Source organism: Coprococcus intestinalis (assembly GCF_023656595.1).
Classification (GTDB): Bacteria; Bacillota; Clostridia; order Lachnospirales; family Lachnospiraceae; genus Coprococcus_A; species Coprococcus_A intestinihominis.
Genome location: NZ_JAMOKJ010000015.1, coordinates 25,065 through 43,967, shown reverse-complemented (window position 1 = coordinate 43,967; position 18,903 = coordinate 25,065). Strand labels below are relative to the sequence as shown.

The 18,903-nt window shown below is 44.3% G+C and carries 16 protein-coding genes, 1 tRNA gene and 1 other RNA gene; all 18 read left to right on the top strand.

Annotated features, from left to right (window positions below):
• Window positions 1-9 precede the first annotated feature (9 nt).
• Window positions 10-1,557: a hypothetical protein gene (locus tag NBH03_RS11670; RefSeq protein ID WP_250799683.1), complete on the top strand. Its 1,548-nt coding sequence runs from the start codon at window positions 10-12 to the stop codon at window positions 1,555-1,557.
• On the top strand, window positions 1,545-3,599 hold the full coding sequence (locus NBH03_RS11665; RefSeq protein ID WP_250799682.1) for a hypothetical protein: 2,055 nt from the start codon (window positions 1,545-1,547) through the stop codon (window positions 3,597-3,599). The genes NBH03_RS11670 and NBH03_RS11665 overlap by 13 nt, the downstream gene beginning before the upstream one ends.
• 18 nt (window positions 3,600-3,617) lie before the next feature.
• Window positions 3,618-4,127, top strand: coding sequence for a hypothetical protein (locus tag NBH03_RS11660; RefSeq protein WP_227082537.1), 510 nt, complete (start codon window positions 3,618-3,620; stop codon window positions 4,125-4,127).
• A gap of 14 nt (window positions 4,128-4,141) precedes the next feature.
• Window positions 4,142-5,770, top strand: coding sequence for a penicillin-binding transpeptidase domain-containing protein (locus tag NBH03_RS11655; RefSeq protein WP_250799681.1), 1,629 nt, complete (start codon window positions 4,142-4,144; stop codon window positions 5,768-5,770).
• Complete coding sequence (locus NBH03_RS11650) at window positions 5,763-7,349, top strand: protein kinase domain-containing protein (protein WP_250799680.1); 1,587 nt, start codon at window positions 5,763-5,765, stop codon at window positions 7,347-7,349. The genes NBH03_RS11655 and NBH03_RS11650 overlap by 8 nt, the downstream gene beginning before the upstream one ends.
• A 26-nt stretch (window positions 7,350-7,375) precedes the next feature.
• On the top strand, window positions 7,376-8,170 hold the full coding sequence (locus NBH03_RS11645) for a vWA domain-containing protein (protein WP_250799679.1): 795 nt from the start codon (window positions 7,376-7,378) through the stop codon (window positions 8,168-8,170).
• Window positions 8,171-8,179: 9 nt separating this feature from the next.
• Entirely contained in the window at window positions 8,180-8,734 is a 555-nt protein-coding gene (locus NBH03_RS11640; RefSeq protein WP_250799678.1) for a hypothetical protein, read from the top strand.
• 11 nt (window positions 8,735-8,745) lie between these two features.
• Window positions 8,746-10,086, top strand: a complete 1,341-nt coding sequence (locus tag NBH03_RS11635) for a TRAFAC clade GTPase domain-containing protein (protein ID WP_250799677.1) — start codon at window positions 8,746-8,748, stop codon at window positions 10,084-10,086.
• Entirely contained in the window at window positions 10,083-10,985 is a 903-nt protein-coding gene (locus tag NBH03_RS11630) for a hypothetical protein (RefSeq protein WP_250799676.1), read from the top strand. The genes NBH03_RS11635 and NBH03_RS11630 overlap by 4 nt, the downstream gene beginning before the upstream one ends.
• 4 nt (window positions 10,986-10,989) lie before the next feature.
• Entirely contained in the window at window positions 10,990-11,760 is a 771-nt protein-coding gene (locus NBH03_RS11625) for a hypothetical protein (RefSeq protein ID WP_250799675.1), read from the top strand.
• A 144-nt stretch (window positions 11,761-11,904) separates the two neighbouring features.
• Window positions 11,905-12,167, top strand: an RNA gene (gene ffs, locus NBH03_RS11620) — signal recognition particle sRNA large type.
• Between the two features lie 303 nt (window positions 12,168-12,470).
• Window positions 12,471-13,010, top strand: coding sequence for an RNA polymerase sigma factor (locus NBH03_RS11615; RefSeq protein WP_250799674.1), 540 nt, complete (start codon window positions 12,471-12,473; stop codon window positions 13,008-13,010).
• The gene (locus tag NBH03_RS11610; RefSeq protein ID WP_250799673.1) at window positions 13,007-14,272 is read left to right on the top strand and encodes a DUF4349 domain-containing protein; all 1,266 of its coding nucleotides are present in this window, start codon (window positions 13,007-13,009) and stop codon (window positions 14,270-14,272) included. Before NBH03_RS11615 ends, NBH03_RS11610 begins: the two co-directional genes overlap by 4 nt.
• A 244-nt stretch (window positions 14,273-14,516) precedes the next feature.
• Entirely contained in the window at window positions 14,517-15,059 is a 543-nt protein-coding gene (locus NBH03_RS11605; protein ID WP_250799672.1) for a hypothetical protein, read from the top strand.
• Window positions 15,060-15,128: 69 nt separating this feature from the next.
• Window positions 15,129-16,292, top strand: coding sequence for a CapA family protein (locus NBH03_RS11600; protein ID WP_250799671.1), 1,164 nt, complete (start codon window positions 15,129-15,131; stop codon window positions 16,290-16,292).
• A 98-nt stretch (window positions 16,293-16,390) separates the two neighbouring features.
• Window positions 16,391-16,463 (top strand) — tRNA-Thr (locus tag NBH03_RS11595).
• Window positions 16,464-16,856: 393 nt separating this feature from the next.
• Window positions 16,857-18,200 (top strand): ATP-binding protein, encoded by a 1,344-nt coding sequence (locus NBH03_RS11590; protein WP_227083651.1) that lies wholly within the window; start codon window positions 16,857-16,859, stop codon window positions 18,198-18,200.
• 39 nt (window positions 18,201-18,239) lie between these two features.
• Complete coding sequence (locus tag NBH03_RS11585) at window positions 18,240-18,728, top strand: hypothetical protein (protein WP_250799670.1); 489 nt, start codon at window positions 18,240-18,242, stop codon at window positions 18,726-18,728.
• Window positions 18,729-18,903: the final 175 nt, after the last annotated feature.

Genomic DNA, 18,903 nt, shown 5'->3' with positions numbered 1-18,903 from the left:
GAGATGGACATGTCGTGCTGTTGCCCGTATTGTATGAGTGAACTGGATATAAACAAAATAAAATATTATGTAAAGGTTGAAAATGAGCCCAGTCAGCCGAAACTGAAAGCATTTTTGGCAGTGAATAGAGAAGACCGTCATTTTTACAATTTCTGGTCACGGTATAATAGGAAACTTTCTCCGGAAACACTGGAGAAGCGAATTGTGAAATCTCTGGAGGAAATGGAGAATGAGCGGGCCAGACTGGCAGCGGATGCAGAGCAGTATGAACGGAGAATGGCTGCAAAGAACCATTCCGGGGAGAATGATGAGGAAATTCGTCCGGGCCAGGGCATTGATAATACGCTGAGTGATGTGCCATCTGATCATTTTGTTGTATGTGAGATTATCAAAGAAATGAAGAATCGCAAACCGACACAGTTTACAATCAGGGAAGATGGTCAACGCATTGCCATTACCTATCCGGTGTGCCCGAGCTGCTATAACCGTATTCCTGAAGAAATATTTGAACTGCCGTTGATTAAAATTGCACTGGCAGCCAGTAAGTCCGGCGGAAAAACCTGTATGGCTTTATCCTGGTTCAGAACATTGAATGATGCCAGGGGCAAAGGTTTGAACAGTCATGTGAGTCAGATGGATTTTATTTCCATGCTGCAGGATCATCTGGGCATGGAGGATGATTTCGGGAAAATGCTCCAGAAATTTAATCGGGAAAATATCTGTCCGGGCGGTACGCATAAACAGTTTATTCCACCGATTTTCCTGAAAATGAACTGGCACGGCAAACAGGAGCGGCAGGCACTGGTTGGTATTTATGATGCGGCAGGAGAAGTCATCACGGAATCTCAGCGGGATGCAGAGCTTGTTTATTACATGAAGTATATGGATGGTGTCATTTATATGATAGAACCGGATAGAACCGGGTTGAAAAAAGGACTCACGAATCAGTATTTGTGCATACGCAATGAGGATATTGATGCCTATTATGAAAGGGCAAGAATGCTTTCCGTGGAGGAACAGAGCAGCGTGCAGGCCAGAAACTTTAAAAAGGAAACGCTGGCACAGATTATGAATGTCCGGGATGGGGATATGAAGATATTCCGTGAAAATTCAGCCATGGAAGTGCTGACAGCATTGCGTTCTTATGTGGAAGATATGAAACTTCAGCAGATGCATGTGGCGCTGGCAATTTCCAAATGCGATGAATTGCGCAGCAACCGTGAGATTGCAGAATACAACAAAGGCAATTTGTTTTTTATGGATGAGGAAAAGGTGGACAATAATCTGAGGAATATGAGAAACCTTGCCATTCGTAAATTATTTGAAGAGAAGATATTTAATATGCAGATTTTTGACAATGTCTTTAAATCCTGTTCTCTTCATATGATTGCAGCCCTTGGATGTCCGGCGGAAGTACCTGCTGACAGTGAGAAAAAAGGTGATTGGGAGGAAAGCCGTGAATCCAGATTAACCGGAGATTTCAATCCGATACGTGTGGAAGAGCCATTGCTGGAACTGATCTTCAGATATGCGGAGGAACATGGATGGAACGAATAATACATTTTGAGCAGTTTTATTATACGAACTATGGCCAGGGAATGCGTTTTGAAGGCAATAGTACAGAAACAGCCCGGACGGCATCCGCACTGGAGCTACTGGCTGCAAACTGGATGAAGCAGGAACTGAATGAGCCGGTAGAAATGGTATTATATAATAGTCATCTGGGGTGCTATGTGTCTGCAATGACCGTGCCGTGTACACAGACAGGAGATGCCAGGACAAGTTACTGGATACATGCTGTGATGCCTGATGAAAAAGAAAGTGATGGATTTATGGACTGCCTGTCATGGCCGCTGCAGGATTATGTGACAGAAGTTCATTTGGCACAGCATCTGTCGCCGGTGACTGTTAGAACAGAGACCTGTGATCTGTCTGTGATTTGCCGGAAATACTATTTGACGGGTGAACGCCTGACACAGTTTTTATATCAGGTACTGCAGAATGTCTGTGATAGTTCAGCGCCTTCGTGTCTATGTTTTGTCATGGGGGAAGAAGAGGAGGATTATAATGCAATAGCCAGAGAAATCATGGCTGTTGTGTATCATCTTTTGCCAAAGCCTTATAGAAAGAAGGCAGATTATCTTGCAAAAGCCGGAAAGGATATGGATAATGTCCGTTTCTATTTGCGAACTTCCTCACATCAATCCTGGCAATTTGACATGAATCCGGCACATCCGTGGATAAGGTCGGAGCTGCCGGAAGAAGAAACCGTATTTCTGAACCGGATGACGGAATTATTCCAGCAGAATCCGGCTGAATACGAACAGATGATGGAACAATTGTGTCGGCAGGAGACAGACGATTATGATGCGATTGTTTGGAATTATTATACATACTGCCTCCGGGAAGGAGAGAGGCTTCCGTTCTCGCAGGAAACATTGTTGAGAATCCAGCCATTTCTGGAAGAAAGACTGAAGCAGGATGAGGGCTGCCGGCAGTTGCTCTGTCAGTGCATGCATCAGATTAACACAAAAGATAAAACCAGAACCTTTGTCCAGACACTGATGGAAAAATATATTTCGGCAGCGGCCGGCTTGCCGCAAAGCGGCAGCAGCGGTTATAAGCAGAGCCTGGAGAGAAACTGGCAGTTGATGGATCAGCTCAGTGCAGGTAAGACAAAAATTGTGGCTTCTTATCTGAAGTGGATGAAAGACATTTCAATACCGTATTATCAGGATTTCGTTGAATATGGTTCAAAAGAGGGGCGGGACTGGCTGATGGATATGCAGTTTGCAGATGAAGCGCCGCCGGGTTGTCAGGAATTACTGAAGATGGATGTCCGACAAATGAATGCACAGAGGGGCCATCAATGGGTGAATGCCATGGCACAATGCATTCAAACAGATATCAATCTTCAAAATTCATCGGCAGCAGCGAAAGCAATCTGGAATTATCTGATCAGGCTGGTGGAATTTATGGTACCGGAGCCCAATGCCGGTGGGGATGCCGGCCAAATGCTGGAAACAACGATTCAGATGCAGCAGTTGCTTCAATTTATCTGGAAACATCGTTCGATATTTGATGTGACAGAACGTGTAGAAATCTGTGGTGTAGCCAAGGCGTATGGCGGTTCGGTTTTTGATGTTTTCAGCAGGGATTTCTGGCGGGAAGTCCGGACAGAGGATTTTGAGACACTGTATGAAAAGAAAGGCATTACCAGGCTGTTTGCCAATTGCCCATATGATGCCTATCATGATTATCGTCGATATGTTGGGCGCAGACACAAGGAAGAAAAAACGGGCAAAACACACAGTCAGACGCTGCCGGAGAAATCCGGAAATATTTCTGATAAGTTATCGGAGAAAGAAAGCAGCCCATCTGAAATAGATACGCAGAATCTTCCCGGGATGATGAATCAATGGGTGCCGGATGCGCTGGCTGATTATGGATTGTGGGGTCTGGCAATGGGAACAGGTTTCCTGGCGGGACTGGTATTTGTCTGGTTTGCCGGTTATGGTGTCGTGACGCTGATTGTGGTTATTCTGGTGATTCTGTTGACAGCGGCGGCAGGCATTGTGTATTTTAAATGCAAAAAATAGAGAACAGGGGAGGATGTTATGGATTTTTTTACAGATCTGATGGGGTTGATTCTGCTGATTGTATGTATTCTGATTGTCTTGATATTTTTGAAAGATTATATACGGTTGGGCGGGAAAAAGACAACTGTTAATAAGAAGCAGAAGATGATTGTTTACGAAGTACATCAAAATAATAAACGGATTCAACAGGGGTGGATTACGGATGATCAACTGCCTTTCCAATTTGGAAGAAATGCCGGCAGCGGCAATGATGTTGTGGTTGTTCCGGAGGGAACACCGGCTGATGAAGCGGCCAGTGTCAGCAGAGCATGGTTTTATATTCAGAAAGATGCTCTGGGCAATTACATGGTGTATAGTGCAGAATTGTCCGGTGATGGTAAAAAGAGACAGTCAGAGAAGAAAAAACTGGTGGTTGAGAACGGCAATACCTGGAAAGCAATGCACACTGTAAAGCTGCAGTCAGAAGTCCGATTAAAAGCAGATCAGTTCCAGGTTATTCTCGATGTGGAGAATCCCGGTGAGTCGTAAAATGGAGGAGTACAATGATCAGGAAACTGATAAAATTTCTAAAGAAATGTTGGGGAAAGAAGGCAGCTTATGCTTATGCAGGCCTGATGCTGACAGCCTGCATTCTGACCTATAAGCTGTACTTTGCGTCCGGAAGCAATATTTTTAAATCGGAAGAAGAAAAAGCTTCGGTTGCCAGCAGTGTGGCAGAAGGTAAAATAGCATATGGAGAAAAAAATATTATTCAGGGCGATATCACGGATCGAAACGATACGGTCATCATGACTTCCGATTCTGTAGATGGTTATGCACATTATAAAGATGCGGAAGCTTATACCCAGGCCATCGGCTTTGCGTCTAAAGATGCCAGCTATCTTCTGGGAAAAACGAGTAAGGCATGGTTATATGATGCGCTTCCGGGTACAAATAAAGGATGTACGATTCAGACAACATTGGATTCGGATCTTCAGGAATATTGTTACAGTAAGCTGAAAAATGTGTGTACGGGCAATGGCGCCGGGGATGAAGGCTCTATTGTTGTTCTGGAAGCAAAGACAGGACGTGTGCTGACATGGGCCTATACACCGTCCTTTGATGTGACGGAGCTTCTGACAGCTTATGCGGCGGCAAATCATAACACAACAACCTGGGAAAACATTGTGGAGAATACCCTTCACAGTGAGACTTATCCGATGCTTCATCCGCGTATGCCGGGCAGTGTATTTAAGATTCTGACCAGTATTGGTATTATTGAGAAAGGCGAAAGCTGTCTGAGTGAGACGGTATATGACGGTACAGGTTATCTGCAGCTGGAGAACAGTGTGCTTCCGAATGCAGGCGGACAGGTCTATGGTGAGATTGGATTCAAACAGGCCTTTATGGATTCTGTCAATGTTTATTTTGCGAAGAAAGCCATTGAAGATGTCGGAAAAGACAGGATGGATGAACTGGCGGAAAGATGCAGTATCGGCACACCGCAGTACTTTGACTTTGGAATGATGCTTTCAAAATATGACTTTAATAATAATGATGAAGAACTGGCCAGGACAGCCATCGGGCAGCAAAATGTCCAGATGAGTGCCATGCATGTGGCGATGTTGACCATGGGAGCTGCCTGTGACGGACAGATTGCAAAGCCACATATGATTCAGCAGGTTTACAGAACCAAGGAGAAAAAAACTGCAGAGGGAAGCACATACAGCAAAGGTGAAATTGTTCAGGAAGAGAAAATAGACACCGGTTATATGCATATTATGAGCCCGGGGACATCCGAGGTTATTCGAGACGCCATGGAAGGCAAAGGTGAGGCGCTGAAGCAGGAATCCGGGATGGATCTTGTTGTGAATGGTCAAAGTATCGGCATTGGGTGCAAAACCGGTACAGGCCAGATTGACGGTTCTTTCGGCGGTTACAGCGGTTATAACAATATCTGGCTGACGTCTTACGTACCGGCAGACGATCCGCAGTATATTATTGTTCTGAATAAATATAAGGTGGACGGCAGCGGCACATCCAGTTATGGTGCGACGATGTTTGAGGATCTGATCGATGTCTGCAATAGAATTTATAATAACAATCATCTTAATCCGACGGACAATGCCGATGAAACAGAGACAGATGAGAGTGATGCATCAGCAAAAGAGGAGGCAGCAGCGCATGTTTAAAAAGGGAGACGTTATCAATGCAATTCCGCCGAAGGAATATGGAGAATGGTCCTGCCTGATGTTTACAGAAGATGCGAAGCCGGTACATGGCAATCCGCTGAAATATATGGGAAAAGCCCGTCCGGTTTGTCAGGCTTATCAAGATGAGCCGGAGCTTGGCAGAAATCTGTTTTGCCATTCCTGCAGACATCAGTGTCCGCAGAGAGAATACATGGTGAAATATGTGGGGCGCTTTGAACCGCAGGAGGCGCAGCCGCAGACAGCGGCAAAGATGGTTGAAAAAACCACAAAACACAGCGGCGCAGAAGGTGAAACACATAATGGTGATCTTGAGACGCTGATGAGTCAGAGAAAAACCAAAAAACAGGTTTATGATGGCAGTACGGTCACTGAGAAAAAGAAAACATCCTCAACAGAAAGTAAGAAAGCAGAAAGGGATCTGCAGCGCGAGCAGACATTGCTGCAGCAGCAGGCAGAAGTCAATATTGTTTCTCCTTTTTTGATGCAGACCATTACTTCCGGAGAGGCTATATGCGGCAAAGTACCTGTGTTTTTTGTTGTACTGGAATTGGTGGAAGGCCAGGAGTTGGGCGAGTATATAGCCGCCATCCACAATCTGTCCGACAGAAGTGATACCAGTTGGCGCTGCCTGGACCTGATCCGTCAGCTGCTTCTGGCCATCAGGGCCTATGCGAAACCTTACAACAACAGGTATTATGTTCATCGTGATCTCAAGCCGTCCAATATGATGGTGAAAATAGAATGGGAGAACGGTATGCCTTTCCAGCAGTTGAAAATCATTGATTTTGATATGCTGATTGCGCAGAATCATATCCGGGAAGATAATGTGTACCTGGGCGGAACGCCGGGTTATGTGCATCCGGAGGCTTATCGACTTAAAAATCTTCCGAAAGATACAAAACGTCAGTTCAGCCATCAATGGGATCTTTATGCAGCAGGCCTGATTATATATGAAATCATGGAGGGACATCCATATTTCAAAGACGACAGTTATCTGTCTGATCCGGAGAAAGCCTTTGTATTGGATATGGGTGAAAAATCGGAGACAGCACTGGAGTATTCTGAACTGGTGGAAATCATGCGCAAACTGTTCACCAATACGGCAGAGGGTTACACCGATATCGATCAGGTCATTGAAGATTATCAGCAGTTTCTGGAAATTGTGGACACACAGTGGTACAGAGATTACTTTTTAAGAAACTGGCTGGAGTGCGGGCATGATTTTGATAAAGGTCTGGCTTTTTGCAAAGTATATTGCCATATCAGCAGTGAAGGCCTGAAAGATGTCCGTCAAAATTTTTGTGTGAATGCCAATTCAGCAGTTCCGCTGGTTTATGGTAAAAATATCATGGGTGCAGATTGTTTATCCGGCAGTCAGATGGTGCAGAAGGAAATTGGCGCTTTTTATTATATTATTCGACCGGATGGCCATTGTGTTCTGCAATTTATGCCTTTGAATGAAAACTGCAGGGTGCGCGGGGCATCAGGAAACAATCTGGAAGAAGGAACGGAAATCTATGATGCAGATGTCAAAATTGTGATTGACAGAATTGAATAATCAGATTTTGAAAGGAAGAATGGACGATGAGAGAGGAAAAATGGGGAACAGAACCAATCAGAGGACCGCAAAGACCTATGAGCCGGCCGGTACGGAGAGGCGGACGTCCCGGAGCGGATACCAATCCGATATTTAACCCGGGAGGCAGTATTCGACCATCTGGAAACAGTCATCGCAATGTTAAAATCGGTCTGCAGAATGACACAACCATCGATTTTGTATTTGATTATACATCCTCTGCGAAAAATATTTTGCCGGTCATTTACATATTCTGCAGGGATGTGATGCAGGCCTGTCAGTCCGGAACAGGGCGTGTCCGCTTTGGTGTGACTTTTTTGTCGGATGAGGCGGAAAGTAAGCAGTGGAAGAATAAAGATTTTACATCGGTATCAACAGATGTATTGGATGCAATGCTGACACATGAGGTGAGCGGCGGCGGTGTAGACAGTTATGAGCGTCTCGGAACAGCAGTCAGAATGTCTCTGGAGAAGCTGTCTGCAGTGACGGCGGGAGAAAGAGTTTTAATGTTGTTTACGGACAGCAGTCCTACAGACGAAGATTTAGAACGTGTCTTCTGCAGAAATGAGACACCCATCAGGTCAGCGGTATTATTTGTTCCAACGGCTTATTCGGGCAGTGAATACATGTTTCGAATGGTGGATGCAGATGGAAAAACAGACCGTGGGAAGACGGCGGTTGTATTTGATATTGAAGATGTCATCAAAGAACGGTATTTGAAGACAGTAACAGAGAAAAACGGCAGACAGGTCATGGATGACAATCAGTTGTTGAAAAACCAATTGTTGATGGCGCTTGCATAGGAGGAAGTCATGGAAAAAGAAAAATCAAATATACAAAATCTGTCTGTGTGTTATTGCCTGATGAAGCGGGAAAGTTCAAATCAGACAGGCACTGTCAGAATGTCTCCAATGACAGAAATGCTGAATCATGTGCAGGCTTTTTATGAAAATAAGGGAGCGGCAGTATACAGCCAGGCCTTTGTGTACGGCAATCAAAATGCTTTTGCCAGAGCTTTTGAGCAGTATCCTTTTGGCTTTCGTGCCGGGTTGGATGAAAATGTTGAGAAATATGACCTGACAGAGATGTTAGTGCTCTGCTGCGGACTTTTAGAGGATTATTTGCCGGGAAGTGAGGAAAATAGGTGGGAAGAAGAGATAAAGGATGTATACCGCCTGGTTATTATCAGTGATTATCCGTTGAATACAGACAGTGAAGCAGTTGAACAGTTGGTCAATCACATAAAGGCATTGAAGCGCAGGTGCGATTTTAAGATTGTCTATGTGGATGTTGCAGGCAATCAGCGACCGGGCAGCCTGGAGGAAGTCATTGATTTTTATGATTATGAAGAGGATACGGCGGTCTGAAAGGAGTGCTTATGGGCGAAAAAGAATTCAATACAAATGAAGTGGAAGAGGAGATGTCTTTGTCCGGCCAGTTAAGCCGCAGACGCCGCCAGCGGCGAATGACAGAGGAGAGTAATTCTTCGGCTGTCGGTGCAGATGAAAAAAATGCCGACAGCACCGGGGATGCATCGGAGATGGAAGGTGTTTCTGATCAGGATCATGGTGCTGACCGGACAGAACATGTGAAGGCCGAGACGCAGGAAGATAAAAAAATCAGAATTACGATGCTTGGCATTTCCGGTTCGGGAAAAACTTCGTTCTTATCCGGTGTGTATCAGACCATGATTATGGATAGTTTTCACGGCTTATCACTGGTGCCGTCCATCGATTCCGGCAACAGTTATCAGCAGATTGGTCAGATTGCGGATATTGCGTTAATCAATCGAAAAGATTTTGATTTTGCAGATGGTACATTGGAGACAACGATTTTCCCGCTGACACTGCAGAACAGAGGCAAGGAAATCTGCCGCTTTGATTTTACAGATTATGCAGGCGGCGATGTCCTGAATATTCTGAATGCCCGGGGAGATATGTCTTCCGGCGCTAAAGCCTTGAAAAATCAGCTTCTTGGCAGTGATGCCGTGTTGGTTTTTGCAGATGCTACGGTGCTGTGTCAGGGAAAAAATGTTGTTGAATGGCAGCAGATGACCGGTGCCACAAAGATTAATCCGCTGTTTAACCTGTTAAACCGTGAGATGGGAGATCGTCCACTGACGGTATTATTTGTATTGACAAAAACAGACGATGAGCGTATTCCGAAAGAAATGAAGCGCAATAACTTCGCTGTTTTATCGGAGAGAGCGGTGCAGACGTTCGGAATGATTTATCAGATGGTACAGAATCATGTGCAAGATGGCTGGAGTTTTGGGGTAATACCTGTTTCGGCAATTGGCGAAGGCAACTATCGTCTGAACAGTACCTGTGATTCCGAGGGTAAACTGATTATACGTCCTGTAATTAAAGATGGGCATGCACCTCAGCCTTACAATATTGAGACTTCGCTTGTCTATGCGGTGGCCTGTATTTTGTCTCAGTGGAAAGAAGAGGTGAATCGGGAAAAAGAAAGCCTGACCCAGCGTCTCATTGAAGAGGGACGAAACAACACAATTATCGGTAATCTTTTTTCTCAATGGAAAAAGAGACCCCGTCCGGAAGAAAAAGTGACAGGCATTTTAAATGAAATTGAAGAGAAGAACAGAGAAATAATGACACTTAGTGAGCAGATGAATGACCTTGTGGAGCAGGCCGGCATCAGACAGCGGATTCAAAGATATCGTGATCATTTGGATGAAAGCGGAGGTATCAGCGGATGAAGGTAGATATTTTGCTTCGAACACGGGATTATGACAGGGATTATCGATGGATTTTTAAACCGGAGTATGTTGACCGGGTGACCGAAGACAAGATGTCCTTTCTGATTCAGATGATGCAGAAATCAGAATTGAAGCAGTATCTGGAGAATGAAAGTCTGTATAATCTTTATTATCTCTATGACGAGAATGGCAGTGCGCTTGTGCGGAGCGGATTTTCCGGCAGTATGGACAGACAGGGAAGAAATATTTATGCGGTGGAAGGCATTGCCTGTCCGGCTGAAATGAACCGTCTTTTCTGGTATGCACTGCCGTATCTGGTGGACTGGCTTTTACAACAGCCTATGCTGCGTGAGCAATGGCTGCGTGAAAATGGTCCGGAAGAGAATGCTGACGTGGAACATCATATGGAGGTGGAAGGCCTGACAGAAGATATGATTTTTGAGGGCAGCGCCGAAGAAAACCGGATGTGGCAGTGCATGAGAGATCACAGTGCCTGCATGCGCAGACTTTATGAAGATATTTATCAGTCGGCAGAAATGTACAGTTTTATATACGGCACGCGGCCTCAAAGTTTTTATGAAGGACAAATACTCAGATGTTATACACCGGAAGCAATAAGCAGTCTGGCGCCTGTTCCGGAACAAAATAAAATAGTGATCCCGAAACCTGTCCTCAGGGAAGAAGATCATCTCTATAGAGCGGAAATTCAAATTGAAAAGAAAAACCGGCGGTATGCGGCGTATCTTTTGGCCAGGGACGGGACCGGTGAGGCCATTGCTGAAACAGAGGATATGACCTTTGGCAATGATGGCATCGGTGTGGCTCAGATTGCGAGAGCACTGATCGCATTGGATCATAAAATTGCCCCATTAGGCTACAGTCGCGGCAGCAGGGGGTGAGAACATGAAAATCCGGTATACGCCTTTTTCTGAAAGAATGGTCATTGACCAGCCGGTCAAAGGAATGGATTTTGCAAATAACATGATTCAAACGTATTTTATGATGTCGCTGCGTTACAGGGAGTGTTATTATAAGCAGCGGCCACAGGGAAATACCGTTTATTTTATGAATTATCCGGAGGCCAGTCTGCTTTTTTATTTTGCAGCCGGTATGCGTTCCTACAGGGTCAATGGTTTTCGGATTGAAAAAGAAGAGAGAAGAAAAGCATGGATTTATATGCTGCCCCTCATTCAGTCTTTACGGGCATACGATTTTGGGAGAAAAGAGGGAACAAAGCAATTGGAGGATGATTTTCTGGATCATATGCTGGATATGGAAGAGGTCCTGTCAGGAGCATTGGTGCCATTTCATTTCATTCTTTCCTCTTTACCGAAGGAATGTTTTCCTGTTTGTCCGGAGGTCCGACTTTTTAATCGTTGCTCAGTTGAACATGCTGAAAAAAATTATTTACTGGTAACAAAAAATGATATCAGGCAGGCAGAGATGCCGATAGCGGTTTATAATAAGCTTTCTGAGATTTTCTGGGTGCCGCCGGATAACAGACACAAAGGATGGATGTTTGAATATTACACAGGCATTATGGAAAACGAAAGCAGGAAAAGAAAAAACTATCGGGTGATCCGCAGACCAACTGATCTGCCGGACAAGGATGGACGCTGTACCTATGGGCAATTGTCGAAGAAAGTGATGGCATTGCTGGATGAAAATGGATAGACGAAGCCGGATGGAAAATGGCAGTTGGAAACAGCCGATGAAAGCAGATGAAAGCAGGGAAGGTTTCGCTTGACAGAGTGCCCTTTTTCGGGGTATAATGAACAAACATGGGCTGACCATGTGCTGAAATATGTTATAAAGCTTCCGTGCAGCCGGGGAGATAGCGGTGCCCTGTACCTGCAATCCGCTACAGCAGGGGTGATGTTTCAGCCGAGGGTCTTGATTTGTAGAGCAGCCCGCTGTAAGTAGCGTTGACGTTTGGGTCTCGCGCAACGGGAACCAGTGAACCGTGTCAGGTCAGGAATGGAGCAGCACTAAGCTGGACCTTCCGTGTGCCGTGAGGGTGCCTGGGCTGAGCCAACTGCAGCGGTAACGTTTATGGGTCGGATTCGAAGCTAAACGCACGGATTTAATATTTTATAGCGTTATGAATGCCTGTGAGAGCAGACATAAGCGTTTACAGAAGAATAATGAATAGACAGTTGAAGGCTGCAGACATTGAGTTGTTTGCAGCTTTTTGTGTTTTTGTGGAATGTATTTGGTGATTGATCATTGTATTTTGATAAAAAATCAAAAAGTCCCCATAAAAAATGGATTTGAAATCGTATATGATGATAGAAGGCAACTTAAGTAATGAATTTAACAAATCGGATGATTACATAAAGAATGGAATGTGTTTGAGCTGAATGAGATGAAGGTGAGGTGGCCGTGTGAATAATCGGGAATTTGACCGGTGTATGCGCCGTATGCAAAAGGGTGACAAAACGGGTCTGAAGGAAATATACGAAGCGTATATTTCGTATATATATGCAGTAATTAGGGGTGTTGTGAAGAATAAGGAGAATGCTGAGGACCTGACAGCGGAATTTTTTATTAAGCTGTGGAATATGGCTGATCAGTATAAGGCCGGGAGTGGTCATAAGACATGGATGACTGTGATTGCCAGAAATATGGCCATTGATTTTATGAGAAAAGCCGGACGGGAACAGCTGACAGAAGAAGTACCGGAGGCATCAGCTGCTGATACAGCCGCGGGAATAGCTGATTCTATGGAAAATGAAGTAGTCGGTCGGATGAATTTCAGAGAGACGGTAGAAAAACTGCCGGAGACAGAGCGGCAGATTATGACAATGAAGCTGGCAGGACAGATGACATTTAAGGAAATTGCGGAGGTTTTAGGCATTCCTATGGGAACAGTGACATGGAAATATCAAAACAGTCTGGAAAAGTTAAGGAGGGTCGGCGTATGACAGAGAAAGAAGTTGAAAAAGCTTACAAGAAAATGACAGAATCCGATGCACCGGACCTGTGGGCAAAGATTGAAAGTAATCTGCCGGAGAAGGAAATCCAGCCTGAGATGAAGGTGAAGAAAGGCTTTTTTGCGAAGATCGGACAGGTATTTTCCGGCGGCAGTACATGGAAGACATCCATTGCACTGTGCGCAGTCTGCATCATTGTATATGGCGCTGCTCAGGGTGCAGGCGGTATGTTCGGTATGTTCAGAGCAGGCGCATCTAATGGAACAGCTTCGGCAGCATCAAAAAGCAGTTATGGCATGGATGCTTATTCAGTGGACGGAGCAGAAGCTTATTCAGCAGAGGGCGATGGTGAAGAAGCTGCACCGGCCGACTATAACGGCATGAATTATGCGGCCGCTGCAGCGGGTACCGGAGCGGATGCCGATTCATCAGGCGGAGCTGTCGTGTTCAGTGAGAATGAGGCTTCAGCGGCGGTAGGAACTGAGGTTGCAGAAGCATCAGCGGATGAAGCGGGGACGGCAGAAAATGGCAAAGAAATGGCAAACAGTGCAGATACAGAAAATGGTCAAAGCAGCCGGAAGCTGATTCGTACATTTAATCTTGATGCGGAGACAACAGATTTTGACAATCTGGTGACACAGCTGCAGCAGGAGACACAGAATCTTGGCGGATATGTGGAAAGTTCTTATGTCAATGGCAACAGCTATTATACAGAGAACAGTCGATATGCTTCTCTGACACTGCGGATTCCAAAGGATAAAACTAATGATTTTCTCGGAACGGTTGGAGAAATGGCCAATGTGACAAGTAAATCGGAGAATGTGGAGGATGTAACGCTGACTTATACAGATTTGAAGAGTCATGTGGAAGCACTTCAGGCAGAGCAGGAGCAGCTGATGAAGTTGATGGAGCAGGCGAAGACAGTGGAGGATACCATGAGTATCCAGTCCCGTTTGACGGATGTGCGTTATGAGCTGGAATCCTATATGTCTCAGCTGAAAGTTTATGATAATCAGGTGGATTACGACACCGTGAATATCAGCATTCAGGAAGTGAAGAATGAGACACCGACCGGTGAGCTTTCTATCGGACAGAAGATGCTGAATGGTCTTGAAAACAGTCTGAGAGCCATTGCGGAGAGTGCAAAGAATCTGTGCATCTGGTTTGTGGCCAGTATACCGTACTTTGTGATTTTGTTTGCAGTGATATTTGCGGTGGTTAGTATTATTAAGAAGATACGTAAGAAGAAATAAATACGAGAGGTGCTGTGCAGGAGTGCCCTCAAATAAAAACGATTGCGTTGAATGAACAGCAGCCGGCAGGTATTGGACGATAAGGTCAGATCACTGCCGGCTGTTTTTACATTTTATTGGCCTTTTCGTATAAAAATGCATTGACATTTGCTTTTGGATATATGATGATAATAGAGAAGCAGATGAGCACAGTTCAGAGTGGAAGACAGAGACAGGAGAAGATTTCACTCAGTAGGAGGCTTTCATGAAAATAGGAAAATCAGAGACGGATAACGTATATGTATGCTACTGTATATTGCGGGAAATGCATCCGGGCAAGCATCAGGCAGAACGTCTGCGGGAAATAACAGAAGCCCTGTGGGATGCACAGACTTTTTATGAGAAGATGGGGGCTCTGATGTTTGGGCAGGCTTTTGTTTATGGCAGCAGAGAGGTCGTTGTCCGTCCTTTTACTGTTTATGAAGAAGGATTCAGAGAAACACCGGAAGAGTTTGCAACCACATACAGCATCAGCGGGACATTACTTCGCTGTTACGATCTGCTGAATGATTTTATGCCCGGGGAGGAAGAGCAGATGGAGGCGGCAGGCCTGAACAGCGAGATGTACAGACTGGTGATTATTAGCGATTATGCGCCGGAAGGCAATAGCCAGGCTATGGAGATACTGACCAGAAGTTTCAATGATCTGAAGAAAAAATGTGATTTTAAAATTTGTTATGTGAATACGGAAGATGCGCATCGTGTAGGCAATCTGGGCAAGATGGTGGATGTTTGCGGGCTGGAGTAGTCAGGTATTGTGCCGGACAGACATTTCTGCTCAGTGTTAGCGGAAGAAAACAGACAGAGGTATAAGAAATTGAAAAAGAATACAACAATCGCCTTTACCGGCGATATCGGTTTTGATAAATATATGGAGAAGAAATGGGAGGACGAAGACCTTCTGGCTCCGGAGATTACAGAATTTCTGACCAGTGCAGATCATGTGGTGGCTAACGTGGAAGGCCCCTTAGTGGACAATACGGCGACACTGACACAGGCAGCTGAGATGCGTCTGATGCATACGATCCATCCTGATGCAGAAAAGGTTTTGAGAGATATTCACGCAGATATCTGGAATCTCTGCAACAATCACATTATGGATGCCGGACAGGACGGGTTGGCCCTGACACTTCAGGAAGCAAAGAAATTTGGTGCAAAGACCATTGGTGTCGGCATGAATATGACAGAAGCGGCCAGACCATTGATACTGGATGAAGCCGGAGGTATCGGCCTTTTTGCCGTGGGCTATCAGCGCGGCTGTAAACCTGCCGGAGAAGACAAGGGCGGCTGCCTTAGTTGGAGCGAGATGGAGATCATTCGCAGCACCATTCAGGAGATTAAGACAAAATGCCGCTGGTGTGTGGTGGTAGCTCATGGCGGTGAGGAATTTACAGCAATTCCCTCTCCGTATACAAGAGATCGTTATCATGCGTATCTGGAGATGGGGGCAGATCTGGTTGTCTGCCATCATCCGCATGTGCCGATGAACTATGAGACCGTCGGGGATAAGATGATTTTTTATTCTTTAGGTAATTTTATCTTTGATACAGATTATCAGCGGGCACAGTTTAATACGGAAAAGGGCATTTTGCTGAAACTGCATTTTACAGAGGACAGCTATTCATTTGAGGCCTTTGGCTTGAAGATCAACCGGGAAAATGAGCATATAGAGTCTGCTCCGCTTCCGAGAATTTTTGCAGATATTCAGGAGAATGACTACAATAAGTTGGAACCATTAGCGGCGAAGATGTTTCTGGCGGCAACAAAGCGGCAGCAGCTTTTCCTTTATCCGGATAAGTTCAAGGATGCCACGGAAGAACAGTGGAAAGCACATTTCTATGAAGAGAAGCGCAGCGGCCGTGTGCCGGGGGAAGCATTGGACTTCCAGATTATCTATCCGATTGCCCAGGAAGAAGCAAAGGGTGCCTGGAAAACCTGCAAACTGGAGGATGTGAAAGCCTATATTCTGGAACAGATGTAGCAAATACATCCGGTTCCGGACGATGGTAAAATATTGTGAAATAATTAAAAAAATAACTGTTGCCATTTTCAAAATAAATGATATAATGGAACAGGTAGGCTAACATGGCTCAGTCGGTAGAGCGACGCACTCGTAATGCGTAGGTCGCGGGTTCGATTCCCGCTGTTAGCTTCAAGCCGGAAACTCTGGAGAATTGAGGGTTTCCGGCTTTTTTTGTGTTTTGAAAAATGTGTAAAAAAAGGGGCTTTTTTTGAGGTTTGTCTACTATTTGTCTACTACGCGTGAAAAAGTTAAGGTTATTTATTGTAGCTGGAATACAAACTGCATGGAGAGAATCTTACAAAGTAAGATAAAAATACCTTTTGATAGTCATATGAGGTAGTGACCATCAGAAGGTATTTTTGTCTGCATATGTTTTTAGAAGAGAAATATAATTTTATAATAAGGGTTGTATTTTTTTTAACTTCAAAATATAATAATAATGTGATTACTGTACACTAAAATATTAATAATAATGTGATTGTAATACACTAAAACAATAATAATTATGTGAGAGGTGAGCGCATGGAACGGTTTATTTTAAAAGAATTACTGGAGTGGAAGAACTCTCCCTATCGTAAACCTTTGATTCTGAAAGGTGTAAGACAGGTGGGAAAGACATGGATTCTGAAGGAGTTTGGAAGATGCTATTATGAGAATACGGCATATTTTAACTTTGATGAAAATGAAGAATATAAACAGTTCTTTGAGACGACTAAGGATGTTAGCCGTATCTTACAGAATTTGATGCTGGCAAGTGGTCAGAAGATCGTGCCAGAAAAGACACTTATTATCTTTGATGAGGTGCAGGACTGTCCGAAGGTTATTAATTCTATGAAATATTTCTGTGAGAATGCTCCGCAGTATCACATTGCCTGTGCAGGTTCACTTTTAGGCATTGCTTTGGCAAAGCCTTCATCTTTTCCTGTTGGCAAAGTTAACTTTATGCAAATTAATCCTATGACTTTTTCGGAGTTTTTAATTGCTAATGGTGACGAAAACCTTGCTGTATATCTGGAAAGTGTAGATGCCATTGAGCCGATTCCTGATGCATTCTTTAATCCTTTGTATGAGAAATTAAAGATGTATTACATTACAGGCGGTATGCCAGAATCTGTTCTGATGTGGACGGAAGCACGAGATGTATCTGCTATGCAGGAAGCTTTGTCAAATATCATTAGTGCCTATGAGCGTGATTTCGCAAAGCACCCGGATATCAAGGAATTTCCAAAAATCTCTATGATTTGGAAGTCTATTCCTTCGCAGTTGGCACGAGAGAATAAGAAATTTCTTTACAAAGTTGTCAAAGAAGGGGCAAGGGCTCGTGAATATGAGGATGCATTACAGTGGTTGGTTGATGCTCGGCTTGTTCATAAAATTTACCGTAGTTCTGCTCCTGGTCTTCCTGTGGCAGCTTACGATGATCTGTCAGCCTTTAAGATTTATCTTGTAGATGTTGGTCTGCTTCGGCGTCTGGCAAAGTTAGCGCCTACAGCTTTTGGTGACGGAAATCGTTTGTTCACGGAGTTCAAAGGGGCATTAACGGAGAATTTTGTACTTCAAACTTTAATTACACAATTTGAAGTGACGCCGCGTTATTGGTCACAGAGTAATCCTCCTTATGAAGTGGATTTCCTGATTCAGCGAGAAAATGATATTTTTCCTGTTGAGGTTAAATCTGAAGCTAATATATCCAGCAAGAGTCTGAAGAAATTTAAGGAGATTTTCCCGGATAAAGTAAAGCTTCGTGTGCGTTTTTCTCTGGATAATCTAAAATTGGATGATGATATGCTGAATATTCCGCTGTTCATGGCAGATCAGGCAGATCGATTAATTGGACTTGCTTTAGAGCAGAAAGTTGCCAATTAAAAATGTCACATATACAAGCAAAAAGATAAAGCAGCCGGAATGTATCGGACCATTCAGTTCAACGCATTCCGGCTGTTATTGTTTTATTTATGCAGAAAGTCTGAAAGAAGTCTGTTTATTCCCGATATAAAACACACTTCCGTCCGGCACTTCGATGCTGGTATTGGCAATGAGCCGTTCTCCATCCGTGTTGTAAGTGCCGTTGGCGGAGTAATCTGTGATGACAAAAGTATGTTGGGCGGCATGGTAGCAAAGACAGATGTGTTTTATGGGAATCTCGAGGAAACCACCGGACTGGTACATAAGACGGAATTGCCGCAGTATTTTGGGGATGATTCCATTGGAATCTATGTATCTGCTGATGATGTGTATAGCGGGGAAATGCTCTATACAGCCAAGAATCTTTTTGAGGAGGACAGCAATACGATATGGATTGCCTCACTGGACAACCATATGTATCATGATTTGAGAAGCAATACCATAGAAAATACAATGATACCGCAGGATTATACCGGAATTGTTAGATAGCTATAATAATATGTTGAAAGAAATCAGGCAATGCATAGACGTTTTCAGGGGGAAGAAATGTATGACGAGATTGTAAAGGCAGAATGAAAGTGGCAGAGAAAATTCAGGCATGGTATGATGTATCGGATGTTTTGTAAAATTGGCGGGTTTTATTTACAAACGATTGCGGCAAAGG